This is a genomic window from Desulforamulus ruminis DSM 2154 (assembly GCF_000215085.1).
GTDB lineage: Bacteria > Bacillota > Desulfotomaculia > Desulfotomaculales > Desulfotomaculaceae > Desulfotomaculum > Desulfotomaculum ruminis.
Genome location: NC_015589.1, coordinates 245003 through 270200, shown reverse-complemented (window position 1 = coordinate 270200; position 25198 = coordinate 245003). Strand labels below are relative to the sequence as shown.

Here is a 25198-nt window from a genome sequence, read left to right as displayed (position 1 = left end):
ACCTCTTACCGCCCTAGGGCAGCCTCCACAGCTTCGTGAATGGATTGAACCTCTATATAATTTATTATACCCAGGGAGTCCCTTTGATGTTTCCAAAGGGGTCCCAGACAACTGCTAAATCCCAATTTGGCAGCTTCCTGAAGTCGCTTTTCCAAACCGCTTACAGCCCTAATTTCACCGGTTAGACCTACTTCTCCCAAAACCACCAGCCGGTCCTGCACCGGTCTTTCCCTGAAACTGGAGGCGATGGCCAGGGCAATGGCTAAATCCACTGCGGGTTCGTCCAGTTTGACGCCCCCCATGGCACTAACATAGGCATCATGGGCCGCCAGCCGGAGTCCTACCCTGCGTTCCAGAACAGCCATAATTAAAGCCACCCGGTTGGGGTCCACTCCCGCCGTCATCCTTCTTGGCGTCCCAAAACCACTGGCACATACCAGCGCCTGTATCTCCACCAAAAGAGGCCTGGTTCCTTCCAGGCTGGGAACAATCACCGATCCCGCCACTCCCCGGGAACTCTGACCCATAAATAACGCCGAGGGATTGCTCACTTCTATCAGTCCAAAATCCCGCATTTCAAAGATACCCAGCTCATGGGCCGAGCCAAAACGGTTCTTTACGGTGCGCAGAATCCGGAAGGACTGGTGCCGGTCCCCTTCAAAATAAAGCACCGTATCCACCATATGCTCCAGCACCCTGGGTCCGGCCAGGGTCCCTTCTTTAGTAACATGCCCAACCAGAAAAACCGGGATACTTGTACCCTTGGCCACTCTCATCAAAACCCCGGTACATTCCCTAACCTGGGCGACACTTCCGGGCGTTGAGGAAATCTCCGGCTGAAAGGCGGTTTGAATGGAGTCCAGAACCACCGCCGCAGGGGATAATTCATGAATATGCCGTTCCACTACCGAAATATCCGTCTCTGCCATCAGTAATATATTGGGATGCAAAGCATTAATCCGTTGCGCCCTCATTTTAATCTGCCGGGCGGATTCTTCGCCGGAAACGTAAAGCACGGTGCCAACCTTTTCAGCCAGGGCAGCAGCGGCCTGCAGCAGCAGGGTGGATTTGCCGATACCCGGATCCCCGCCAACCAGCACCAGGGAACCGGGTACCAGACCCCCGCCAAGAGCCCGGTCCAGTTCCTTCAACCCGGTGGCGTATCGTTCCTCCTCCGTGGCTGCCACATCGGTCACGGGAATCGGAGCCGAAAGGGGGGATAAGCGTACTGTTTTAGCCGGGGAGACCATTTTCTCCTCCACCAGGGAGTTCCATTCGCCGCAGCCCGGACAGCGCCCCATCCACCGGGCGGTCTGATGTCCGCACTGCTGGCAAGCATAGGTTGTTTTGTTGCGCAAAAAATAACCTCCAAAATAGAAAACCAGGTTCATACGCTTTATTAATTTTCATCAAACAAACTTAACAATATGTACCTAGTTGACATTCGATACCCAATATGTATTTTCCTGCCTAACAAATTGATAATATTCCACAATATGTCATTTTTTAGACTTTATTCCGGGTATCCCCGGAGAGGCGGCAAAACATGCTGCCTCTCCCAATGGATGGTTACTTCACAGGGTTAAAGGTAAATTCACCTTCCTGAACATCCACCGCCACCTTATCCCCTTTTTGGAAGGTGCCGCGGAGTAATTCTTCGGACAAACGGTCTTCCACTTTGCGCTGAATCTCCCGGCGCAGCGGTCTGGCCCCGAATTCCTCACTGTAGCCTGTTTCAGCCAGCCGCTCCCGGGCCGCTTCGGAAAACTCCAGGTATACTTCCGGATCTTCCATCCGCTTGGTAACTTCTTTCAGCATTAAGTTGACAATCTCCTTAATGTGCTCCCGGCTTAAGGAGTGGAAGACAATGCTTTCATCAATGCGGTTTAAAAATTCCGGCCGGAATGTTCGTTTCAGGGCTTCTTCCACCCGTTCCTTCATCTTTTCATATTCCGCCCGGGATTGATCCGCCGATGCGGCAAAACCCACCTTCCCGGTAGCCTTCAGAGTGGAAAGCCCAATGTTGGAGGTCATAATAATGACCGTATTGCGCATATCCACCACGCGCCCCTTGGAATCGGTCAACCGCCCGTCTTCCAGCACCTGCAGCAAAATATTAAATACATCCGGGTGGGCCTTTTCAATTTCGTCCAGCAGCACCACGGAATAGGGTTTCCTGCGAACGGCCTCCGTCAATTGGCCTCCTTCATCGTACCCCACATACCCCGGAGGCGCTCCTACCAGTCGAGAAACAGCATGCTTTTCCATATATTCGGACATATCAATGCGAACTAAAGCATCTTCGTCACCAAAAAGGGCTTCCGCCAACGCCCTGGCCAGCTCGGTTTTACCCACGCCGGTAGGACCCAGAAAGATAAAGGAACCTACCGGACGCTTCGGGTCCTTCAGGCCCGCCCGGGCCCTGCGCACCGCTCTGGCTACCGCTTTTACCGCCTCGTCCTGGCCAATCACCCGCTGGTGTAAGGCCTCTTCCAGGTTCAGCAGCCGCTGGGACTCCTCCTGGGCTAATTTTTTTACCGGCACACCGGTCCAGGCAGCTACAATATGGGCAATATCCTCCTCGGAAACAATCAATCCGTCGCCACCCTTGGCCTGGTTCCAGCTCTCCCGGGCCTGATTTAATTGCAAAGTCAGCTTTTGTTCACGGTCCCGCAGTTCTGCGGCTTTTTCAAACTCCTGATTATTGATGGCCGCTTCCTTTTCCTTGCGCACTTCCACCAGCAGCTTTTCTTTGTCCTTTAGGTCCGGAGGTGTGGTAAAGGCTTTAATGCGAACCCGGGAGGCGGACTCATCAATTAAATCAATGGCCTTATCCGGCAGAAAGCGATCGGTAATGTAGCGGTCCGACAATCTGGCGGCGGCTTCCAGGGCCTCATTGGTAATATTGACCCGGTGGTGCGCCTCGTATTTATCCCGGATGCCCTTTAAGATCTGGATGGTTTCCTCCACCGTGGGTTCATCCACCTGAATGGGCTGAAAGCGGCGTTCCAGTGCCGAATCCTTTTCAATATACTTGCGGTATTCATCCAGGGTGGTGGCCCCGATGGTTTGAATTTCGCCCCGGGCCAGGGCCGGTTTTAAGATATTGGCCGCATCAATGGCCCCTTCTGCCGCCCCGGCACCGATTAAGGTATGCAGTTCATCAATAAACACAATAATATTTCCGGCCTGCCGGATCTCTTCCATAACCTTTTTCAGCCGGTCTTCAAACTCGCCCCGATATTTGGTGCCGGCCACCATACCGGCCAGATCAAGGGTCACCACCCGGCGGTTTAATAAGATCTCCGGTACGCTGCCCTCGATAATTTTCTGGGCCAGCCCTTCGGCGATGGCGGTTTTACCCACACCGGGCTCCCCGATCAGGACAGGATTGTTCTTGGTCCGGCGGGACAACACCTGGATAACCCGCTCGATTTCCTTGCCCCGGCCCACCACCGGATCCAGTTTATCTTCCTTGGCCAGGGAGGTTAAGTCCCGGCTGAACTGATCCAGACTCACCGTCTTACATCCGCCGGAGGGACAATGATGGCCCGGACCGCCCTGGGGCTGTCCGCCGCCGGGGGAGCCTCCCATCATGCTGATAACCTGCTGGCGGGCCCGTTCCATGTCCGCTCCCAGGGAGATTAATACCTGAGCCGCCACGCCTTCCCCCTCACGAATCAATCCAAGCAGAATATGTTCGGTGCCCACATAATTATGATTCAGGCTGCGGGCTTCTTCCACCGCCAGTTCCAGTACCCTCTTGGCCCGGGCTGTGGCCGGGATTTCCGCCGGAACCGCTTGATCTCCCACGCCCACTACCTGCTCCACCGCCTGGGCAACCCGGTCGGCGCTGATCCCCATTTGCTCCAGCGCCCTGGCGGCAAAACCTTGATCCTCGCGAATCAATCCCAGCAGAATATGTTCGGTCCCAATTAAGGGGTATTTTAATCTCCTGGCTTCTTCCTGGGCCAGAATGAGAACATTTTTCGCACTTTCTGTAAATCGGTGAAACATAAAACCTCCTCCTATCTGCTTAAACTTTGCAGTCTTTCACGAATTAATTTGGCCCTGTAGATATCCCTTTGATGGGGATTGATTTCCTTATCGTTGAGCCGGTTCAAGAAAGCCGGCCGGGTCATAATAATTAATTCTGTAATCAGCCCCGGCGGTACGCCGGGAATAATTTCCAGGTCCACCCCCAGCCTTAAATCCGAGAACAAGGACATGGCTTCGCTGGAAGTGATGAGTCTGGCATAACGCAGCAGCCCGTAGGCCCGCCAAACCCGGTCTTCAATATGATGCCTTTGCTCCTTGTGCAGGGCCTGCCTGGCCGCCCGCTCCTGGCTTACCAATTGAGCCGCCACCATCAGCAGGTTATCAATAATCTCTTCCTCGGTCAGTCCCAGGGTAACCTGGTTGGATACCTGAAACAGGTTTCCGGTGGCCTGGGTTCCCTCGCCATATAATCCCCGCACCGTCAATCCCAGCTTGGATAAAGAGGTCAGAACACTGCTGATTTGCTGGGTCATTACCAGAGCAGGCAGGTGCAGCATGACTGAAGCCCGTAAACCGGTGCCTACATTGGTGGGGCAGGAAGTCAGGTAACCCTTCTCTTCACAAAAGGCATAGTCTAATATTTGTTCCATTCCGTCATCCACCTGATTGGCGATGTCCCAGCATTCTTTGAGCTGCAGCCCCGGCAAAAGGCATTGTATGCGCAGATGGTCTTCCTCATTGACCATAATGCTTACCACTTCATCATCCCGCAGCACAACCGCTTTCTTTTCGGGCTGTTCCAGCAGGGCCGGACTGATTAAATGCTTCTCCACTAGTATTTGCCTTTCGGTGGGGGATAATTCCGTCATGCGGGACAGTTCCATTCCCCCCGGAGCATCCTTAAAGGGACTGTGTTCCACAACAGAGTTCACCGCATAAACAACCTTTTCGGCATCCTCTGTGCCCAGAAGATGGGGGAAAGGCTGATCAACGATGTTGCGTGCCAGGCGGATCCTGCTGCTGATCACTACATCACTGTCCGGTCCTGAAGCATCCAGCCACTTGCTATAGGGATTACTTACGGTTTCCTTTATACCCACTTTCCTCACCCCTTATAGAAGTTGTTGTTCCAGCTCTTTAATGCGATCCCGCAAGGAAGCGGCTTTTTCAAACTCTTCCTGCTTGACGGCATCCTGAAGCAAACTTTTCAGTGTTCTGATTTCTTTGCTGATCAAGGCCTTGCCGCCGTTTCTCCGGGGGACTTTTCCCGTGTGGGTATGATTGCCGTGAATGCGCTTCAGCAAAGGGTTAATCCCCTCGCCAAATTGAGTATAGCACTCACTGCAGCCAAAAAGGCCTTTTTGCGCCACCTGGCTCTCGGTAACCCCGCACTTTTCACAATGAAGGCCGGGCATGGAAGATGGCTTTACAGACTTTCCGCCAAATTGGTGGTTAATTAAACCCGCCAGGAAATCATGAAGATTCAGTTGCGGCGCAAAACCGAAACTCTCGGCTTGAAGCTCTGCCGCACAGGCAGGACAAAGGTTCATTTGTTTTTTCGTATTGTTAACCACCTGGGTCAGATGAACCTGAGCAGGCCTTTTTTGACACCGGTCACATAGCATGGGTAAAACCTCCCTCTTTTCTCAGTCTTCTCTAAAAACCGCAGCCAGCATGGCTTTCAGCAAATCCGCCCGCAGGTTATCCCGCCAGGGCAGTTCCAGCCGGAGGCTGTTCCGGTCCATGGCGGATCTGAAAATTCTTGCTTCCCTGGGAGTAATAAATTCTTCCTCGGCCAATCGTTTAATAATGGCCTCCGCCTGGGATTGATTGATGTCATTGCCTACTAAGCGATAGATCTGAACCGCCGCATTGTCATGGCGGTCCAAAGGGATTTTGATAATGCGGATATAGCCCCCGCCGCCCCTGCGGCTTTCCACCACATAGCCGTTATCCGTGGTGAACCGGGTGGATAAGACGTAGTTTATCTGCGATGGAACACATTTAAACTGGGAAGCCAGCTCATTACGCTGAAGTTCTACATAATCATAGGGGCTGTCTTTCAGCAGTGCTTTAATATGCAGTTCAATAAGTTCCGAAATATTTGCCATCGAGCATCAACCACCTCACATCTGATTTGCTGGTATCATGAAAAAAGATCTGTTAAAGCATATAGAGGCAAGAAAAAGTCAATGTTTTTGACTTTGCCTAACCTTAACATAATTATATCATTTGGACGGCAATTTTAAACCTAGTATAGGAGGTTTTTCCGCCCATATGGGGCCATTACTCTAATTTTTCGAGCTAATCATTGGCGCTTTCTTACATTTATAGCGGGTCCCGGTCTATTTTAAGCTGCTGCGTGGAAGGGAGTATGGCAACTAGGGCGCCAAAAGAATAGGCAGATAACACAACGGCAATGGCTAATAGAATAGAACGCGGATTTTTTAAATAAATTAAAAAAATCCGTGATAATCAGTGGAAATCCGTGTTCTATTATTTTTAGAAAAATAAGGAGCTGCGCATTAGAACCTTCCGGGTTCTTTTTGCATCAGCCCCTTCTAGGGGGACCCATTTATTTACCGCTATTTATTTGTATCTGCCCTTGATCCACACCAACCTCCACCTGGGCCCCGGGCTTAATCTCTCCTTTGACTATCATCCGGCTTAGAGGGGTTTCAACTTCCTGTTGAATTAGCCTTTTTAGCGGCCGGGCGCCGAAGCTGGGTTCATAACCTTTGTTGGCCAGGTAGACCAAAGCATTCTCGGTCCAGGTCAGCTCCATATGGGCTGTATTTTTTAACCGGTTGGCCAGCCCTTTCAGCAGCAAAGCCGTAATTTTCCGCATGTGGCCTGGTTCCAGCCCATGGAAAACCACCGTTTCATCCACCCGGTTCAAAAACTCCGGACGGAAGTGCTTTTGCAGCAGCGCCATTACCGTGGCCTTCATTTTCTCGTCGTCCCTGCTGCCGCTCTTTTGGAAGTCCAGAATTTCATGGCTGCCGATATTGGAGGTCATGATAATCACGGTATTTTTAAAGTTAATGGTCCGCCCCTGTCCGTCCGTAAGCCTGCCGTCATCCAAAATTTGCAGCATCACGTTAAAGACATCATGGTGGGCCTTTTCAATTTCATCGAACAGGATCACCGAGTAAGGCCGGCGGCGGACCGCTTCAGTCAACTGGCCGCCCTCATCGTAGCCCACATAACCGGGCGGAGCCCCGATAAGCCTTGATACCGTATGCTTTTCCATGTACTCGGACATATCAATACGGATGATGTTGCGCTCGTCATCAAAGAGAGCTTGGGCCAAGGCCCGGGCCAACTCCGTTTTGCCCACGCCGGTGGGTCCCAGGAAGATAAAGCTGCCGATGGGCCGGTTGGGGTCCTTGATGCCGGCCCGGGCCCGCAGCACGGCGTCGGCCACCGCCTGCACCGCCTGGTCCTGCCCGATGACCCGCTGGTGGAGCACTTCATCCAGATGGATCAGCTTTTCCCTTTCTCCTTCCAGCAGCTTGCTTAAGGGAACCCCGGTCCAGCGGCTGACCACCCGGGCAATATCCTCCTCATCCACTTCTTCTTTTAGCAGCATGGCATTTTTTTGTTTGCCGGCCAGCAATTCTTCTTCGGATTTCAGTCTGCGTTCAAGATCCGGCAGCTTGCCGTAACTGAGTTCGGCCATGCGGTTTAAATCATAGTCCCGCTCGGCCTTTTCAATTTCCAGCTTGGTGTTTTCAATTTCTTTTTTTAGCTGGCGTACCCGGGAAATGGCCTGCTTTTCCACCTGCCACTGGGTACGCATCACATCGGCCTCGGCTTTCAGTTCGGCCAGTTGTTCCTGCAATTTTTCCAGGCGTTCCTGGGACAGGGCGTCCTTTTCTTTTTTCAGGGCGGCTTCTTCAATTTCCAGTCGCATCACCCGGCGGGTAATTTCATCCAAGGTGGTGGGCATGCTGTCAATCTCGGTACGCAGCCGGGCGGCGGCCTCATCCATTAAATCAATAGCTTTATCCGGCAGAAAACGATCGGAAATATAGCGGTCGGAAAGGGTGGCCGCAGCCACCAGGGCGCTGTCCTGAATGCGCACGCCGTGGTGCACTTCATAACGCTCCTTCAGCCCCCGCAGAATGGAAATGGTATCCTCAATGGAAGGGGGGTTTACCAGAACCGGCTGGAACCGGCGCTCCAGGGCGGCATCCTTTTCCACGTGTTTGCGGTATTCATCCAAGGTGGTAGCCCCAATGGCCCGCAGTTCGCCTCTGGCCAGCATGGGTTTCAATAAATTGCCGGCATCCATGGCTCCTTCAGCGGCCCCGGCCCCCACCACCGTATGCAGCTCGTCGATAAAGAGAATGATGCGGCCTTCGGATTTCTGGACTTCCTTCAGCACCGCTTTCAACCGTTCTTCAAATTCACCCCGGTATTTGGCCCCGGCAATCAGGGCCCCCATATCCAAAGCAATGACCAGTTTATTTTTTAAACCCTCGGGTACATCCCCGGCCACAATACGGCGGGCTAGACCTTCCACAATGGCGGTTTTCCCCACACCGGGTTCGCCAATGAGCACCGGATTATTCTTGGTGCGCCGGGAGAGAATTTCAATGGTCCGGCGAATTTCATCATCCCGGCCAATGACCGGGTCCAGTTTGCCGTCCCGGGCCAATTGCGTCAGATCACGCCCGTACTTTTCCAGAGCCTCATAGGTTTCCTCGGGATTTTCACTGGTAACCTGCTGATTTCCCCGAATGCTTTTTAAGGAATTCAACAAGATCTCCCGGGTTAAACCCACCCGGCGAAAAATTTCTTTCAGTTCCTGTTCCCCTTCATCCACCAGGGCAATTAAAAGATGTTCCACACTAACATATTGGTCTTTCATCTCCCGGGCTTCCTTTTCAGCCTGGGAAAAAACCCGGGCCAGTCCGGTGCCCAGTCTGAGGGAACCTTCATAACCATGTACCGCCGGACTCCGGCGTAAAAGGTCTTCCACCAGGTTCTGCAGGGTGGCCGCAGAAACCCCGGCATGCTCCAGGAAGCGGGGAGCCATCCCCCCCTCCTGGGTCAGCAAAGCAGCCAGCAGGTGCTTGCCGTTTATTTCTTGCTGATGCCGCTGGGCGGCTAAATTTTGCGCTGCGGAAACAGCCTCCCTTGATTTTTGGGTATAGCGGTTAAAATCCATCGGTTAACCCCGGGAATCAGGCCGGGGTGTTCACCTCCTTCTAAGTCGTTCTACCTCTTGCTGTAAGCTCTCTATACGATCCAACAGATCTGCAATGATGCTGGCCCCGGGCAAATTAACCCCCAGGGTCTGGCGTAATCTTAACACTTTATACAACCTTCGGACCTCGTCCGCTCTCAGGCGATCGTCAACCACCTCGACAATCCCCAGTTCTGCCAGCCGCCGCACCACCTCGGGGTGGATCCCCAGGCTTTGTATCTGGACCCAACCGGCTTCATCCTGGGAATAAAGGGGGTGGCGGTAAATCTGCAAATAATATTTACGAACCATCGTCACACCCCTTTCCTTAAATCAGCCAGTTTGGTGTACAGTTCTTTTTCCTGCTCTGTCAAATGAGCGGGCAGATCAATGACCACCTTGACGTACTGGTCGCCCCGTCCGCCCTGCTTTCTGGGCCAGCCTTTGCCGCGCAGACGCAGCTTTTTACCGTTGTTCATCATGGGCGGGATTTTTACAATCACCGGTCCGTCCAGGGTGGCTGCGGTCACTTTATCCCCCAGCACCGCCTGATCCGGCGTTACGGTCACCTGGGATTCCAGGTGATCTCCCTGCAGGAGGAATTGCTCATGGGGCAAAAGTTTGACCTTGAGATAAAGATCTCCGGGATTTCCTCCGGCCAAACCGTCCCCCCCTTGGCCTTTTAAACGAATCCGGCTGCCGTCCTGGATGCCCGGCGGAATTTTTACCTCCAGGGTTTTCTGGCTGGAGGTGCTGCCGGTGCCGCCGCAATAACTGCAGAGGCCCCGCTCCTGCCGTCCTGCGCCGTGACAGGCGGCACAGATTTCCCGGGAAGTAAGCTGGATGGTTTTCTCGCCGCCCCGGTACGCTTCTTCCAGGGTTAGGGGTAATTCGCTTTCCACATCCTGGCCGCGCAGATTCCCCCGTCTTGTTCCGGCCCGGGCTGTTCTGGCGCCGCCAAAAAGTGTCTCAAAAAAATCGCTGAAACCGCTTTCACAGCCGAAATCCCCGTTATCGGAGGCGTAGTAATGAAATCCCTCCATATCCGGCGGTGTCTGCCATTCCTGGCCATTGCGCCAGTTGCTTCCCAAGCGGTCATATTTGGCCCTTTTCTCCGGATCGCTCAATACTTCATAGGCCTCATTGATTTCCTTAAATTTTTCTTCAGCGGCCTGTTTGTCTGATCCTGTATGCAAATCCGGATGATGCTTCCGCGCCAGCTTTCTGTAAGCGGTTTTAATTTCCTTTTCACCGGCGCTTCGCTCAACACCCAGTACCTCGTAGTAATCCCGGTAGGTTGCCATGGGATTCATTCACCCCCCTCCGAACCTCCACTGTCCGATACCCGTTATTTTTCCTCATATTCAACATCAACCACATCATCCGGCTTCTGTTCCGGCTGCCCGCCGCCGCAACCACCGGAAGAGCAGGTGGATTGCTGGCCGTAGGCCGTCAGGGAAGCCGCCGCCTGCTGCAAATCACCGGACAGCGAGCGGATGCGGTCCACATCGGCGTTATCTTTTAGTACCGTCTTCAAGTCGGTCAGCAGTTGTTCAATGCGTGCCTTTTCGTGGACCGGAAGCTTGTCGGCTACTTCCTTCAACTGTCTTTCCACCTGATAAACCAGGGCGTCCGCGTCATTACGGACTTCCGCCTCCTGACGGCGTTTCTTATCCTCTGCCGCATTGGCTTCGGCATCCCGGACCATGCGGTCGATCTCCGTTTTATCCAGACTGGTGGAACCGGAAATGGTTACGCTTTGTTCTTTACCGGAAGCATTATCCTTGGCACTTACCTTTAAAATGCCGTTAGCGTCAATGTCAAAGGTAACTTCAATCTGGGGAATGCCCCGGGGAGCGGCGGGAATTCCCTCCAGTTTAAACTGTCCCAGGGATCGGTTATCCCGGGCCATCTCCCGTTCGCCCTGCAGGACATGAATATCCACTGCCGGCTGGTTATCTTCGGCCGTACTGAAAACCTGGCTCCGGCGTACCGGAATGGTGGTATTGCGCTCAATCAGTTTAGACATCACGCCGCCCAGGGTTTCTACGCCCAGGGAAAGGGGCGTTACATCCAGCAAGACAACATCCTTTACTTCCCCGGCCAGCACTCCCGCCTGGATGGCGGCGCCCACTGCCACTACCTCATCGGGATTCACTCCCTGGTGCGGCTCTTTGCCGCCGGTTAATTGTTTTACCAGCTTTTGTACGGCGGGTATGCGGGTGGATCCGCCCACCAGAATGACTTCGTCAATGTCCTTTTCAGTTAGTTTGGCGTCGGCCAGGGCGGCCATTACCGGTCCGCGGCAGCGCTCCACCAGTTCATGGGTCAAGTCATCGAATTTGGCCCGGGTCAGCTTGATTTCCAGATGTTTGGGTCCCGAAGCATCGGCCGTAATGAAGGGCAGGCTGATTTGGGTTTCCATTACACTGGAAAGTTCCGTCTTCGCCTTTTCCGCCGCCTCGGTAAGACGCTGCAGGGACTGTTTATCCAAACGCAGGTCAATGGCATAATCCTTTTTAAATTCCTCTGCCAGCCAGTCCACAACGGCTTTGTCAAAGTTGTCTCCCCCCAGGTGCGTGTCACCGTTGGTGGCTTTCACTTCAAAGACGCCGTCACCCACTTCCAGAATTGATACGTCAAAGGTTCCGCCACCCAGGTCGAACACCAGAACCGTTTCGTTGGTCTTTTTATCCAGGCCGTAGGCCAGGGCGGCGGCAGTGGGTTCGTTAATAATGCGCAAAACGTTTAAACCGGCAATTTTCCCTGCGTCCTTAGTGGCCTGGCGCTGGGCGTCATTAAAATAAGCCGGAACAGTAATCACAGCATCGGAGATTTTCTCCCCCAGATATTTGGAGGCATCCTCCACCAGCTTTTTAAGAATCATAGCAGATATTTCTTCCGGGGCATAATGCTTGCCCCCGACATCAAAGCGAACAACATCATTGGGGCCGGGAACCACTTTATAAGGCACCAATGTTCTTTCATCCGCCACTTCGGAGTAACGGCGGCCGATAAAACGTTTGATGGAATAGAGTGTCTTATCCGGGTTTAAAGCCCCCTGCCGTTTGGCCACCTGCCCCACCAGGCGTTCTCCGCCCTCCCGGAAAGCAGCCACCGAGGGAGTGGTACGGGATCCTTCGGCGTTTACAATTACCGCAGGCCTTCCTCCTTCCATCACGGCTACAACGGAATTGGTGGTACCTAGATCAATGCCCACTGTTTTGCTCATCTTTGCTTCCTCCTTAAAATAAAATAGTATTAAAAAATTAAGAAATTCCTCATTAAAATGAGAATCTAATTTCCGTAAGAGCATTATTGCTATATAATGTAAAATAAAATAATTAAACAAAAATAATCATTAAATTAAAAATTTATTAAATCTTTCATTAGATTCATCTCATCCCATGATGCTTTGGTTTTTAATTTAACCAAAAAATTCTTAATTGATTTTAGACCTTTCCTGACCTTAAACCCATTTTATGTCTAATTTACTAAACAAGCAATGGTCAGTAATGGTCAAATTAAATTATTTCTAGCATTTTTCTTTCAATCTCTGTATGTAGATTTTATTTCCTTTTAATTTCTCATCCTTTGAAAATAGCGATACTCCATAACTTCTTTTAAAAAACACAAAAGACCTCTGCAATAATTTGCAGAGGTCTTTTGTGTTTTATTGGCTCCCCGAGTAGGACTCGAACCTACAACCTACCGGTTAACAGCCGGTTGCTCCACCATTGAGCTATCGAGGATCAATGTATTTAAAAATATTCTGGCGACGACCTACTCTCCCAGGGGCGTGAGCCCCAAGTACCATCGGCCCTGGAGGACTTAACTGCTGTGTTCGGGATGGGAACAGGTGTATCCCCTCCGGTATCGTCACCAGAAACCTATTGACTTATTCATTCCCTGAAAACTAAACAGCGCTTTTCGTAAAGGTCGTTTCTAGGTCAAGTCCTCGATCGATTAGTACCGGTCGGCTCAAAACATTACTGCCCTTACACCCCCGGCCTATCTACCATGTCGTCTTCATGGGATCTTACCTCTTTCAAGTGGGAAACCTCATCTTGAAGCGGGCTTCGCGCTTAGATGCTTTCAGCGCTTATCCCTTCCGAACTTAGTTACCCAGCATTACCGTTGGCACGATAGCTGGTACACCAGCGGTCCGTCCATCCCGGTCCTCTCGTACTAGGGACAGCTCTTCTCAAGTTTCCTGCGCCTGCGACGGATAGGGACCGAACTGTCTCACGACGTTCTGAACCCAGCTCACGTACCGCTTTAATGGGCGAACAGCCCAACCCTTGGGACCTACTTCAGCCCCAGGATGCGATGAGCCGACATCGAGGTGCCAAACCTCCCCGTCGATGTGGACTCTTGGGGGAGATAAGCCTGTTATCCCCGGGGTAGCTTTTATCCGTTGAGCGACGGCCCTTCCACTCGGCACCGCCGGATCACTAAGCCCTACTTTCGTACCAGCTCGACTTGTGGGTCTCGCTGTCAAGCTCCCTTTTGCCTTTACACTCTAACGCGCGATTTCCTTCCGCGCTGAGGGAACCTTTGGGCGCCTCCGTTACTCTTTGGGAGGCGACCGCCCCAGTCAAACTGCCCACCTGACACGGTCCTTTTACCAGCTTCATGGTATCAAGTTAGAATTTCAATATCTAAAGGGTGGTATCCCAACGGCGACTCCATACATACTAGCGTACATACTTCTCAGTCTCCCACCTATCCTGTACATCAAATACCAAAACCCAATGTCAAGCTACAGTAAAGCTCCACGGGGTCTTTCTGTCCTGTCGCAGGTAGACGGCATCTTCACCGTCATTACAATTTCACCGAGCCCCTCGTTGAGACAGTGCCCAAATCGTTACGCCTTTCGTGCGGGTCAGAACTTACCTGACAAGGAATTTCGCTACCTTAGGACCGTTATAGTTACGGCCGCCGTTTACTGGGGCTTCAGTTCTCAGCTTCGACTTGCGTCTAACTCTTCCCCTTAACCTTCCAGCACCGGGCAGGCGTCAGCCCCTATACGTCAGCTTTCGCTTTAGCAGGGACCTGTGTTTTTGGTAAACAGTCGCTTGGGCCTTTTCTCTGCGGCCTCTTCTCGCTCCAAATGTGCATTTTTCACGATACCGAGGCACCCCTTTTCCCGAAGTTACGGGGTCATTTTGCCGAGTTCCTTAACGAGGGTTCTCTCGCGCGCCTTAGGATTTTCACCCCACCTACCTGTGTCGGTTTACGGTACGGGCACCTACAAACCTCGTTAGAAGCTTTTCTTGGCAGTTTGGGATCCGCTGCTTCGCTACTTGTTTTCGCTCCCCTTCACTCCTCGGGCTTCCCGTAAGACGGATTTGCCTATCTTACACCCTACAAGCTTGGACCGGCTTTTCCAGCCGCCGGCTCAACGTACCCTCCTGCGTCACTCCATCCTCAAACGGTCTTAGGTGGTATCGGATTCTCAACCGATTGTCCATCGCCTACGCCTTGCGGCCTCGGCTTAGGTCCCGACTTACTCTGGGCGGACGAACCTTCCCCAGAAATCCTTAGGTTTTCGGCGGGCAGGATTCTCACCTGCCTTTTCGCTTACTCATACCGGCATTCTCACTTCTTATCAATCCACAGCTCCTTACGGTACTGCTTCCACTCGATAAGAACGCTCCCCTACCACTGTCTTTCGACAATCCAAAGCTTCGGTGCCAGGCTTAGCCCCGTTTCATTTTCGGCGCAGGGCCACTTGACCAGTGAGCTATTACGCACTCTTTCAATGGTGGCTGCTTCTAAGCCAACATCCTGGTTGTCTGTGCAACCCCACATCCTTTTCCACTTAGCCTGTCTTGGGGACCTTAGCTGTTGGTCTGGGCTGTTTCCCTTTTGACTACGAATCTTAGCACCCGCAGTCTGACTCCCGGAGTCTTAGTTATTGCGGCATTCGGAGTTTGATTGGGTTCGGTAACCCGTGAAGGCCCCTAGCCCATTCAGTGCTCTACCTCCGCAATCCATCCTCCGAGGCTAGCCCTAAAGCTATTTCGGGGAGAACCAGCTATCTCCTGGTTCGATTGGCATTTCACCCCTACCCACATCTCATCCGCCTCCTTTTCAACGAAGGTCGGTTCGAGCCTCCACTTTATTTTACTAAAGCTTCACTCTGGACATGGGTAGATCACCAGGTTTCGGGTCTACTCCAACGTACTTTCGCCCTTTTAAGACTCGCTTTCGCTTCGGCTCCGGCTTTCCTGCCTTAACCTGCACGTTGGATGTAACTCGCCGGTCCGTTCTACAAAAAGTACGCCGTCACACTTTTAACGTGCTCCGACAGTTTGTAGGCATACGGTTTCAGGTTCTTTTTCACTCCCCTCCCGGGGTGCTTTTCACCTTTCCCTCACGGTACTGGTTCACTATCGGTCGCTTAGGGTATTTAGCCTTGGGGGGTGGTCCCCCCGGATTCCCACAGGGTTTCTCGTGTCCTGCGGTACTTGGGATGTCCTCTGCAATTTTCGTCCTTTCGTCTACAGGGGTTTTACCTTCTGTGCCCTGCCTTTCCAGGCAGCTTCAACTAGGACTAGCAATCACTTGATGAGGATCCCTCAACCCCAGTGAACCGAAGTTCACTGGTTTAGGCTCGCCCCTGTTCGCTCGCCGCTACTTGGGGGTTCGATGTTTCTTTCTTTTCCTCCGGGTACTTAGATGTTTCAGTTCCCCGGGTGCCCTCCTCTGTGCCTATGGATTCAGCACAGGGTGACGGAGGTTTGCTCCGCCGGGTTGCCCCATTCGGGTATCCACGGATCAACGCCTGCTTGCGGCTTCCCGTGGCTTTTCGCAGCTTACCGCGCCCTTCTTCGGCCCTTAGCGCCTAGGCATCCACCGTATGCCCTTTCTTTCTTGACCTACTTCCTTCGCTCGGTTACTTTCATAACCTGCAAAATTGTTTTTCTACGACGCTTTACTTCTTTCGCTGTTTAGTTTTCAAGGAACGATCTTACAAAATTTAAAAATTGGTGGAGACAAGCGGGATCGAACCGCTGACCCCCTGCTTGCAAGGCAGGTGCTCTCCCAGCTGAGCTATGCCCCCACGTTGTATCGTGATAAGCTTCGCCTGGCTGTCTGCTTCCTCCTTCGTGTGCTCACGTATTTATATACGCTCCGCGCACTCTCTCGGTCGCTTCCTTACCATGCTCGCTTCTGACGATCCAATGGTGGGACTAGGTGGACTCGAACCACCGACCTCACGCTTATCAGGCGTGCGCTCTAACCGGCTGAGCTATAGTCCCCGGTTTTCTTTTTTGTTTGATGAGATACTTAAAATCAACCGGTATTTCCTGGTTGATTTCAGGTCTCTCAAAACTAAACAGTCGGATGATGAACGATCGACCAGAGTACGCGCGTCTCGCGATAAGCTTCGCCCTGCTTCGTCAGCTGCTTCGCTCGTGTGCTCACGTATTCCTATACGCTCCGCGCACTCCCTCGCAGCTTCCTTGCTTGGCTCGCTTCTCCCAAGCCGCTTACGTTCTCCTTAGAAAGGAGGTGATCCAGCCGCACCTTCCGATACGGCTACCTTGTTACGACTTCACCCCAATCACCAACCCCACCTTCGACGGCTCTCTCCTTGCGGTTAAGTCACCGGCTTCGGGTGTTGTCAGCTTTCGTGGTGTGACGGGCGGTGTGTACAAGGCCCGGGAACGTATTCACCGCAGTATGCTGACCTGCGATTACTAGCGATTCCGACTTCATGTAGTCGAGTTGCAGACTACAATCCGAACTGGGACCGGCTTTCTCAGATTTGCTTCACTTCACAGCTTCGCTTCCGTCTGTACCGGCCATTGTAGTACGTGTGTAGCCCAGGACATAAGGGGCATGATGATTTGACGTCATCCCCACCTTCCTCCGTTTTGTCAACGGCAGTCACATTCGAGTTCCCGACATTACTCGCTGGCAACGAATGTTAGGGGTTGCGCTCGTTGCGGGACTTAACCCAACATCTCACGACACGAGCTGACGACAACCATGCACCACCTGTCTCTCTGTTACCCCGAAGGGCAAGGAGTATATCTCTATACTTTTCAGAGGATGTCAAGCCCTGGTAAGGTTCTTCGCGTTGCGTCGAATTAAACCACATACTCCACCGCTTGTGCGGGCCCCCGTCAATTCCTTTGAGTTTCAGTCTTGCGACCGTACTCCCCAGGCGGAGTGCTTATTGTGTTAACTACGGCACTGGGGGGGTCGATACCCCCAACACCTAGCACTCATCGTTTACGGCGTGGACTACCAGGGTATCTAATCCTGTTCGCTCCCCACGCTTTCGCGCCTCAGTGTCAGTTACAGTCCAGAGAGCCGCCTTCGCCACTGGTATTCCTCCCAATATCTACGCATTTCACCGCTACACTGGGAATTCTGCTCCCCTCTCCTGCACTCAAGTCCACCAGTATCAGAGGCCTCACGGGGTTAAGCCCCGCACTTTCACCTCTAACTTAATGCACCACCTACGCGCCCTTTACGCCCAGTAATTCCGGACAACGCTCGCCCCCTACGTTTTACCGCGGCTGCTGGCACGTAGTTAGCCGGGGCTTCCTCTCAAGGTACCGTCATTTTGTTCTTCCCTTAAGACAGAGGTTTACAACCCGAAAGCCTTCTTCCCTCACGCGGCGTTGCTCCGTCAGGCTTTCGCCCATTGCGGAAGATTCCCCACTGCTGCCTCCCGTAGGAGTCTGGGCCGTGTCTCAGTCCCAGTGTGGCCGTTCGCCCTCTCAGGCCGGCTACCCATCGTCGCCTTGGGGGTCCGTTACACCTCCAACTAGCTAATGGGACGCGGATCCATCGGTTAGCGATAAATCTTTCCTCCTTAGAACATGCGTTCCTAGGAGCGTATCCGGTATTAGCAGTCGTTTCCAACTGTTATCCCGGTCTATCCGGCAGGTTATCCACGCGTTACTCACCCGTCCGCCACTAAGTTTAAAAATCACTAGGTTTCATTTTAAACTCCGTTCGACTTGCATGTGTTAAGCACGCCGCCAGCGTTCGTCCTGAGCCAGGATCAAACTCTCCATAAAATATCCTAAAATATTTTCAAGAGTTGATTTGCTCTTGTGTTCTGAATTACTCGCTAGCGTTTTCACGCTTTGACGAGGATTGTTTTTGGTCCGCCTACTCTCGGGTTCTCACCCGACTTTGGCTTCCCGCTTTTCATCCATCATCGTTCTGTTTAGTTTTCAAAGACCGGTTTGCGGGCTTAAAGTGCCCTCGGTTCAAAATGTTACCATAATGTAAAAACACTGTCAAGGATGATTTAATATTGTTTTTTTGTCTCGCACAGTGTCATTTATACCGGAATTGTATTGTATCACGGTATATTGTATCTTGTCTAGTGTAAATTTATTACTAATTATTCCCGATTAATAACCGCCGGGCGCAAAAAATATAATAGCACTCCCGGCGGTTCCTGTCAAAGGTATTTATCATTTCTTTTGTACTTTCAGAAAGTATAAAAATTCTATTGATGAAAGTATAGGAAAAACTAATCTCTGGGTCTCATTAAAGGGAACAGGATAACATCCCGGATGGAAGAGGAATTGGTCAACAGCATTACCAGACGGTCGATGCCGATGCCCAGTCCACCAGCCGGAGGCATGCCGTATTCCAGTGCCTGAATGTAGTCCTCGTCATACATTTGCGCTTCGTCATCTCCGGCATTCCGTTTTTCCACCTGAGCCAGAAAGCGGCCCTTTTGGTCAATGGGATCATTCAGCTCCGAGAAAGCATTGGCCATTTCCCGACCATAAATGAAAAGCTCAAAACGATAGGTTAGCTCCGGCTGCTCTTTCTGGCGTTTAGCCAATGGTGAAATATCCACCGGGTAATCTATAATAAAGGTCGGTTGGATCAGTTTGTCCTCAACCTTTTCTTCAAAAACTACATTTAAAATATCTCCCCAGGATGCACCGGGCTCAATATCCAGATTCAGTTTTTTTGCTGCTTGGTAGGCTGCGTCGGCATCTTTTAATTGGGTAAAATCCAAGCCGGAGTACTCTTTGACAATCTCCAGCATGGGAACCCGTCTCCAGGGCTTGGCCAGACAAAGGGTTACCCCTTCATATTCCACCGTGGTGGTGCCCAGCACCTCTTGAGCCACCTGGGAAATAAGATCTTCCGTAAGATCCATCATTACTTCATAATCGGCATAGGCCTGATACAGTTCAATGGTAGTGAACTCCGGATTGTGTTTGGTAGAGATTCCTTCATTTCTAAAATTGCGGTTAATCTCATACACTTTATCAAAACCGCCTACCAGCAGACGTTTTAAATAAAGTTCCGGGGCAATTCTCATGTAAAGCTTCATATCCAGGGTATTGTGATACGTCGTAAACGGCCGGGCGCTGGCCCCCCCGGCAATGGGGTGCATCATGGGGGTTTCTACCTCCAGGAAACCCTTTTCATCCAGGTAGTTGCGAATGGAGCGGACCACTTTGCTTCTGGTAATAAAGGCTTGTTTCACCTCCGGGTTTACGATCAGGTCCACGTATCTTTGACGGTAACGGAGATCCACATCCTTAAGCCCGTGCCATTTCTCCGGCAGGGGTCTCAGGGATTTGGACAATATTTTATAGCTGTCGATATGTAGCGTAATTTCTCCTTTGCGGGTTCTAAAGACCTTTCCCGAACAGCCAATAATATCACCAATGTCCAGTTTTTCAAAACAGGCATATTCCTCCGGCCCCAGTTCATCCAGGCGTACATAGATTTGGATGTTTCCGGAACTGTCCTGCAGGTTGGCAAAGCTGGCTTTACCCATGACTCGTTTGGCCATGATCCGTCCGGCCAATACGGCGGGTTGTCCATCCATGGCCTCAAAGTGTTGGATGATATCCGCTGCATAATGGGTCCGCTGGAATTTTTCCCCATAGGGTTCGATTCCCTGATTGGCCAGTTCATGAAGCTTTTCCCGCCGGACCTTCATTAGTTCATTGAGGTCTTCCGCAACACTTTGACCGGCCTCTATTTCACTAGAGGCCGGTATTTGTCTCTTTTGATTGTCTTCGGTCATTTCTAAAAAACCCCCAAACGCTCCTACTTAATATCTACAATTTCATATTTTAAAACACCGGCGGGAACGGTTACTTCAACAACACTCCCTTTGGGCTGGCCCAAAATCGCCTTTCCTACCGGAGACTCATTGGAAATTTTATTATTGTCGGGGTCTGCTTCCACTGAGCCAACAATGGTGTACTCCAACTCGTCACCAAACTCCAGGTCCTTTAATAATATCCTGGAACCCAGGGAAACCATTTCATTTCCTAAATTTTCATCATCGATAATTTTAGCATTCCGAAGCATTTTCTCTAAGGTTAAGATTCGACCCTCAATAAATGCCTGTTCATTTTTAGCGTCTTCATATTCCGAGTTCTCACTAATATCCCCAAATTCAATGGCTTGTTTAATTCTCTCCGCCACCTGGCGTCTCTTGACGGTTTTCAACTGCTCCAACTCGTCCTCCAGTTGCTTTAAACCAACCACGGTAAGCATTACATCTTTCTCTTTCATCTAACTTTCTCCTATCTCTAAGTCAAATTTTTCATTTATCCAGTCTTCATTTACAAGGAGGCTAACTACAGTTAAAGCACTGCAAATGGCACATACCAGATTGCAGTGCTTGCCGTTCTAGGCGTTTATTCCTGTACATTATAAAAATCCCGGTAGTTTTTGTCAAGGATACATTTGAACATTCCAAAGAGGTTGTTAGGATACCTTGATCATGGCCTTCTGCCGGATACGATGAATCTCCTCCTCGGTAACGGGCTTTTCAAAACTTCGCCAGCCTGCCAGTTTAAAGCCGTGCTTCCGGCCCAGTTTATGCATTTCTTCCACTTGTTTTAAGGTAAGATCCCGGCCCAGGGTATAGCTTTCCAGTCTTCCTTCCAGGGCCAAAATCATGGTTTCCGCCATGCAGGCGTAAGCAGTCCGGGGTGGGAAACCAAAATTAAAATTAAAATTTACATCACCGGGAACTTCTACCAGTCCTCCTTCAATCACCAGCACATCATCTCTTTTCTCTACCACCCGGCGGGAAACATCCCTCGGCCGGGCAACATCACAAATGACCGCCCCGGCTTTTAAATCCTCCGGCTCAATAATGGCATCCGCCGAACTGGTCACCGTTATCACCAGATCTGCGGTCCGCAGGATGGATTTAATATTGGAGGTGACATTGGCAGCCAGACCTGTTTCAAACAGAATGCGATCCGCTAAAACATGCAGCTTGGCCTCATTTCTACCAATCAAAGTTAAGTGGTTGACATCCCTGGCCAGGGATAACGCACAAACACTGCCGATGGACCCGGTGGCTCCAACCACAACAATCCGGGCTTTTTTTAAATCATGTCCCATCAGTATGGCTGCTTTTTTGGCCCCTTCCAGCGTGGTAGCCACGGTATAGCTGTTCCCAGTTGTTACCGGAATATTCAGGTTCTTAGCAATGGTGATCCCGGCATCCCCGATGACCTTGGTAAAGGCCCCTAGTCCCACCACCTGAGCCCCCAGTTTCTCTGCCAGCCGGGCTGTTTGTATAATTTTGTTTAATACAAAAGGAGTGGGAAGAGACATCATTTGCCTGGCCGTCAGTAGGCAGGAAACAAAAAATCCTTCGGTGGCGGCGCTGGGAGACTGTATTCCGGTAATGGGTGATATTTTTACAGGAGGAAGTATTTTTAAAGTTCTTTCCAGCAGGGTATCCGGCATATACCTGGCAAAATGAAATTTTCTGGCCACATCACTGCAATCCAGCGGATGAATGATAAAAGCAAAACGGTTCATTCTGTCTCCCCTTCTTCCCGTTTCGTTAATATACCCATAACAGCATATGCCTTGGGGGAGATATTCATTATTCTTTTAGTGGAAGAATGGCAAAATATTATAGATATGGCAACTCTTAAAATAACAAAAATAAAAAGCGAGCATTTAACTCGCCAAAGATTTTGCTGTAAAGAAGAAGTCTGTTTTTCAATTCTAGTCCAGCAGGGAGTTTAAAATATTCTCAATTTCCTTTTGGGTGGTGGATTTATTGATGTTCTCCCGGATGCGGGCCGCCCCACGAATGCCTTTGGTATACCAGGCCGCGTGTTTTCTCATTTCACAAACAGCCACCCGTTCCCCCTTGGATTCCACCATTAACTCCATATGCCGGATGGCAGTGGCAATCCGTTCCTGGGCCGAGGGCGGGGACAGTTCGGCACCGGTTTTCAAAAAATGAAGGACCTCCCGGAACAACCAGGGATTGCCCATGGCGGCCCGGCCGATCATAATACCGTCGCACCCGGTTTCCTGCAGCATGCGGGCAGCGTCTTCAGGGGTCCAAATGTCCCCATTGCCGATGACCGGCACCTTTACCGCTTCCTTTACTTCTTTAATAATATGCCAGTCGGCTTTACCGCTGTAGAATTGATTCCTGGTCCGCCCATGAACAGCTACCGCAGAGGCTCCGGCTTCCACCACCAGCCGGGCAAATTCAACGGCATTGACGGAATCGGCATCCCAGCCTTTACGCATTTTTACGGTAACAGGAAGGCCCGGAACAGCCGCCACCACCGCTTCAACAATTCGGGCTGCCAGCTCAGGCTTTTTCATCAGGGCGCAGCCTTCCTGGTTCCTCACAATTTTGGGCGTAGGACAACCCATATTAATGTCCACCATGCTGGCTCCCCGCTCCGCCACTAAAACAGCGGCCCGCCCCATGGTCTCCGGGTTAGAACCAAAAATCTGTACGCTCAGAGGGGGCTGCTCATCCCGGAAATCCAGCATGCGGTAGGTTCTTGGATTGGCGTAAATCAGCGCCAGGTCGCTGATCATTTCGGTCACTACCAGTCCACACCCGTTCTCCCGGGCCAGGATGCGGAAGGCCCTGTCGGTAACCCCGGCCATGGGAGCAGAAACAATCCTGTTGGCCAATTTTATGCTGCCTATTTGCATGACTGCCCCCCGGAAACCGGGTGATTTTGATTTCTTTCATAGATCATTCTTAGTCCTGTCAAAGTGAGGGATGGATTGATTTTATCAATTACGGTGGTTTCCGGGGCAATCACTTTGGCCAGTCCTCCCGTAGCAACAACCTGGGTTTCCGGCCCCAGTTCCTGCTTCATGCGTCTTACCATGATTTCCACCTGTCCGGCAAAGCCAAAAACAATCCCCGACTGCATGGCGCTGATGGTGTTTCTCCCAATCACTCCCGGGGGCTTGTTTAATTCCACTCGCGGCAGCTTGGCAGCCTTGTTGAACAGCGCCTCGGTGGAAATACCGATGCCCGGTGCAATGGCCCCTCCGAGATATTCCCCTTTAGCGGTTACACAGCAAAAAGTGGTGGCTGTCCCAAAATCAACGATAATTAAAGGGCCGCCGTAAAGAGAGTACCCCGCCACAGCGTTCACAATGCGGTCCGCTCCCAATTCCCGGGGATTATCTAATTTAATGGAAATTCCTGTTTTAATTCCCGGTCCCACTAAAACAGGATTCAGGTTAAAAAACTTTTCGATCATGGATTCAATCAGGCTGTTTACCGGGGGTACCACGGAAGAAATCACCACTCCGGTCACCGCCTTCATATTCAGTCCGGACAAGCCAAAGAGCTCTTTCAACAGGACTCCGTATTCATCGGCGGTGCGGTTGCGATCGGTAGACAGGCGCCAGTTGGCCGCCAGGATTTTATCGTTAAAGACGCCAAAAACAATGTTGGTATTGCCGATATCTATGGCCAGTATCAAGGTTCGCTTCCTCCCTTGAGTCTCATGGAATTACTTTTAGTCAAAAGCAATTCTACCAGATTTAATTGGAAAAGTACAACCGTATCACCCCTGCATCCATCGTTTCACTCTGCATCCGGCAGTGCAAATTTTCTTTTTCTTCGGACTTTATGGATTAGGGCAGGGACAAAAATGGAGCCTGTCGAATAAATGTAAATTTACTACTTCTTCAGGAGGAATATACGATGACCCACTCCCCCAAAGGAGCCATTTTACAGCGCGACGGAACCTACGCTATCGTGCCGAAAACCACGGCGGGCCTGCTGAATGCAGAAATCCTCAGGAAATTAGCCGATGTGGTGGAGAAATACCAAATTCCCGTGGTCAAGCTGACCGCTTCCCAACGGATTGCTCTGGTGGGAATCAAGGGTGAAGATGTAGACAATCTCTGGACTGATTTGGGTATGGACCCGGCTCCTGCCACCGGACTCTGTGTACGAAGTGTCCAAGCTTGTCCCGGAATCAGTTTCTGTAAATACGGAAAGCAGGATTCTCTGGCTCTGGCCACCCTGTTGGACCGGAATTTTAGCGGGATGATTTTGCCTAACAAGTTTAAAATAGGAATCTCCGGCTGTCCCCTAAACTGTGCCGAAGCCTGGATGAGGGACCTGGGCGCCTTTGGCAAACCCAAGGGTTTCAGTGTGGTGATCGGCGGCAACTCCGGTTCGGTTCCTCATATCGGGCAATTGCTGGCAGAGGACCTAACCATGGATGAAGTGGTTGCCCTTTCCCAAAGGCTAATTAATTTTTATAAGGAAAACGCCAAAACCGGTGAACGAATGTTCAAGTTTGTAGAGCGACTGGGTTTAGAGGAAATCAGAAGGGCCGTACAGGCTTCATAAAAGATACCGCATCATAAAAAGTCCTGCCCTGGCAGGGCTTTTTATGTGAATAAAGGTAAGAAATAGAATCCATGGGATTGTATTTCCCATTAGCCGGCGTATTGGCAAATATTTTTTAGCATTTGTCGCCTTCACCGTGCCATATCCCTTCTTATCCCATGAAACGCCCTATTAACATCTTTTATAAGGTTATAATAATTCAGGCAATTGATGATAAAATAAACTATAAAATGAATATGGCTTTCGCTTAATCTCTCTTTTTGAGAGAGCGGGGGAACCAATCAATTGGGGTTAATACAGTGTGCTCACACTGTTAGGGTTATACTTTTCAATCCGAACCCGTCAGCTAACTTCGTAGGCGTAGAAAAGTTAAGCAATACAGC

16 protein-coding genes, 3 tRNA genes, 3 rRNA genes and 1 riboswitch are annotated in these 25198 nt (G+C 51.1%); of the genes, 2 read left to right on the top strand and 20 right to left on the bottom strand.

The window, feature by feature from the left end:
• Positions 1 to 5 precede the first annotated feature (5 nt).
• The 18 genes from radA to DESRU_RS01290 form a co-directional block, all read right to left on the bottom strand.
• Positions 6 to 1358 carry a DNA repair protein RadA gene (gene radA / locus DESRU_RS01375; protein WP_013840338.1) on the bottom strand — a complete coding sequence of 451 codons (1353 nt, stop codon included), beginning with the start codon at positions 1356 to 1358 and terminating at the stop codon, positions 6 to 8.
• Positions 1359 to 1569: 211 nt separating this feature from the next.
• Positions 1570 to 4017, bottom strand: coding sequence for an ATP-dependent Clp protease ATP-binding subunit (locus DESRU_RS01370; RefSeq protein WP_013840337.1), 2448 nt, complete (start codon positions 4015 to 4017; stop codon positions 1570 to 1572).
• Between the two features lie 11 nt (positions 4018 to 4028).
• On the bottom strand, positions 4029 to 5099 hold the full coding sequence (locus DESRU_RS01365; protein WP_013840336.1) for a protein arginine kinase: 1071 nt from the start codon (positions 5097 to 5099) through the stop codon (positions 4029 to 4031).
• Positions 5100 to 5111: 12 nt separating this feature from the next.
• Positions 5112 to 5624: a UvrB/UvrC motif-containing protein gene (locus DESRU_RS01360; RefSeq protein ID WP_013840335.1), complete on the bottom strand. Its 513-nt coding sequence runs from the start codon at positions 5622 to 5624 to the stop codon at positions 5112 to 5114.
• Positions 5625 to 5645: 21 nt separating this feature from the next.
• Positions 5646 to 6110, bottom strand: coding sequence for a CtsR family transcriptional regulator (locus DESRU_RS01355; protein WP_013840334.1), 465 nt, complete (start codon positions 6108 to 6110; stop codon positions 5646 to 5648).
• A 464-nt stretch (positions 6111 to 6574) separates the two neighbouring features.
• Positions 6575 to 9175: an ATP-dependent chaperone ClpB gene (gene clpB / locus DESRU_RS01350; RefSeq protein ID WP_013840333.1), complete on the bottom strand. Its 2601-nt coding sequence runs from the start codon at positions 9173 to 9175 to the stop codon at positions 6575 to 6577.
• 30 nt (positions 9176 to 9205) lie between these two features.
• Positions 9206 to 9505 carry a chaperone modulator CbpM gene (locus tag DESRU_RS01345; RefSeq protein ID WP_013840332.1) on the bottom strand — a complete coding sequence of 100 codons (300 nt, stop codon included), beginning with the start codon at positions 9503 to 9505 and terminating at the stop codon, positions 9206 to 9208.
• 2 nt (positions 9506 to 9507) lie between these two features.
• Positions 9508 to 10506 carry a DnaJ C-terminal domain-containing protein gene (locus tag DESRU_RS01340; protein WP_013840331.1) on the bottom strand — a complete coding sequence of 333 codons (999 nt, stop codon included), beginning with the start codon at positions 10504 to 10506 and terminating at the stop codon, positions 9508 to 9510.
• A gap of 35 nt (positions 10507 to 10541) precedes the next feature.
• A complete protein-coding gene (gene dnaK, locus DESRU_RS01335) occupies positions 10542 to 12425 on the bottom strand; it encodes a molecular chaperone DnaK (RefSeq protein WP_013840330.1) in 1884 nt (627 codons plus the stop codon).
• A gap of 445 nt (positions 12426 to 12870) precedes the next feature.
• Positions 12871 to 12945 (bottom strand) — tRNA-Asn (locus DESRU_RS01330).
• An 18-nt stretch (positions 12946 to 12963) separates the two neighbouring features.
• Positions 12964 to 13080, bottom strand: a 5S ribosomal RNA gene (gene rrf / locus DESRU_RS01325).
• A gap of 59 nt (positions 13081 to 13139) precedes the next feature.
• A 23S ribosomal RNA gene (locus DESRU_RS01320) occupies positions 13140 to 16078 on the bottom strand.
• 108 nt (positions 16079 to 16186) lie between these two features.
• A tRNA-Ala gene (locus DESRU_RS01315) sits at positions 16187 to 16262 on the bottom strand.
• Between the two features lie 122 nt (positions 16263 to 16384).
• A tRNA-Ile gene (locus DESRU_RS01310) sits at positions 16385 to 16461 on the bottom strand.
• A 246-nt stretch (positions 16462 to 16707) separates the two neighbouring features.
• A 16S ribosomal RNA gene (locus tag DESRU_RS01305) occupies positions 16708 to 18237 on the bottom strand.
• Together the 16S, 23S and 5S rRNA genes with 3 tRNA genes alongside form the textbook arrangement of a ribosomal RNA operon.
• A gap of 464 nt (positions 18238 to 18701) precedes the next feature.
• Positions 18702 to 20228, bottom strand: a complete 1527-nt coding sequence (gene lysS, locus DESRU_RS01300; protein WP_013840329.1) for a lysine--tRNA ligase — start codon at positions 20226 to 20228, stop codon at positions 18702 to 18704.
• A gap of 23 nt (positions 20229 to 20251) precedes the next feature.
• On the bottom strand, positions 20252 to 20725 hold the full coding sequence (gene greA, locus DESRU_RS01295) for a transcription elongation factor GreA (protein ID WP_013840328.1): 474 nt from the start codon (positions 20723 to 20725) through the stop codon (positions 20252 to 20254).
• A 195-nt stretch (positions 20726 to 20920) separates the two neighbouring features.
• On the bottom strand, positions 20921 to 21994 hold the full coding sequence (locus DESRU_RS01290) for a shikimate 5-dehydrogenase (RefSeq protein ID WP_013840327.1): 1074 nt from the start codon (positions 21992 to 21994) through the stop codon (positions 20921 to 20923).
• On the opposite strand from DESRU_RS01290, the gene DESRU_RS20670 reads away from it, so the two are divergent.
• On the top strand, positions 21968 to 22207 hold the full coding sequence (locus tag DESRU_RS20670) for a hypothetical protein (RefSeq protein ID WP_187290600.1): 240 nt from the start codon (positions 21968 to 21970) through the stop codon (positions 22205 to 22207). The two genes, DESRU_RS01290 and DESRU_RS20670, sit on opposite strands and share 27 nt — an antisense overlap.
• Here the strand turns inward: DESRU_RS20670 and dusB are convergent.
• Together dusB and DESRU_RS01280 are read right to left on the bottom strand one after the other, a co-directional pair.
• Positions 22187 to 23146, bottom strand: coding sequence for a tRNA dihydrouridine synthase DusB (dusB, locus tag DESRU_RS01285; RefSeq protein WP_013840326.1), 960 nt, complete (start codon positions 23144 to 23146; stop codon positions 22187 to 22189). The genes DESRU_RS20670 and dusB overlap by 21 nt on opposite strands.
• The gene (locus DESRU_RS01280) at positions 23137 to 23934 is read right to left on the bottom strand and encodes a type III pantothenate kinase (protein WP_013840325.1); all 798 of its coding nucleotides are present in this window, start codon (positions 23932 to 23934) and stop codon (positions 23137 to 23139) included. The genes dusB and DESRU_RS01280 overlap by 10 nt, the downstream gene beginning before the upstream one ends.
• Before the next feature lie 224 nt (positions 23935 to 24158).
• Here DESRU_RS01280 and DESRU_RS01275 point away from each other — a divergent pair, with 224 nt between their 5' ends.
• Positions 24159 to 24815: a nitrite/sulfite reductase domain-containing protein gene (locus DESRU_RS01275; RefSeq protein WP_013840324.1), complete on the top strand. Its 657-nt coding sequence runs from the start codon at positions 24159 to 24161 to the stop codon at positions 24813 to 24815.
• A 234-nt stretch (positions 24816 to 25049) separates the two neighbouring features.
• A riboswitch (cyclic di-AMP (ydaO/yuaA leader) is annotated at positions 25050 to 25191 on the top strand.
• Positions 25192 to 25198: the final 7 nt, after the last annotated feature.

Bases quoted from the DNA above. Each gene is read 5' to 3' on its own strand.
- DESRU_RS01290 (WP_013840327.1), bottom strand. From the start codon at position 21,994: ATGAACCGTTTTGCTTTTATCATTCATCCGCTGGATTGCAGTGATGTG.
- DESRU_RS01275 (WP_013840324.1), top strand. From the start codon at position 24,159: ATGACCCACTCCCCCAAAGGAGCCATTTTACAGCGCGACGGAACCTAC.
- clpB (WP_013840333.1), bottom strand. From the start codon at position 9,175: ATGGATTTTAACCGCTATACCCAAAAATCAAGGGAGGCTGTTTCCGCA.
- dnaK (WP_013840330.1), bottom strand. From the start codon at position 12,425: ATGAGCAAAACAGTGGGCATTGATCTAGGTACCACCAATTCCGTTGTA.
- DESRU_RS01355 (WP_013840334.1), bottom strand. From the start codon at position 6,110: ATGGCAAATATTTCGGAACTTATTGAACTGCATATTAAAGCACTGCTG.
- DESRU_RS01370 (WP_013840337.1), bottom strand. From the start codon at position 4,017: ATGTTTCACCGATTTACAGAAAGTGCGAAAAATGTTCTCATTCTGGCC.
- DESRU_RS01340 (WP_013840331.1), bottom strand. From the start codon at position 10,506: ATGAATCCCATGGCAACCTACCGGGATTACTACGAGGTACTGGGTGTT.
- lysS (WP_013840329.1), bottom strand. From the start codon at position 20,228: ATGACCGAAGACAATCAAAAGAGACAAATACCGGCCTCTAGTGAAATA.
- DESRU_RS01345 (WP_013840332.1), bottom strand. From the start codon at position 9,505: ATGGTTCGTAAATATTATTTGCAGATTTACCGCCACCCCCTTTATTCC.
- DESRU_RS20670 (WP_187290600.1), top strand. From the start codon at position 21,968: ATGAATGATAAAAGCAAAACGGTTCATTCTGTCTCCCCTTCTTCCCGT.
- DESRU_RS01360 (WP_013840335.1), bottom strand. From the start codon at position 5,624: ATGCTATGTGACCGGTGTCAAAAAAGGCCTGCTCAGGTTCATCTGACC.
- dusB (WP_013840326.1), bottom strand. From the start codon at position 23,146: ATGCAAATAGGCAGCATAAAATTGGCCAACAGGATTGTTTCTGCTCCC.
- greA (WP_013840328.1), bottom strand. From the start codon at position 20,725: ATGAAAGAGAAAGATGTAATGCTTACCGTGGTTGGTTTAAAGCAACTG.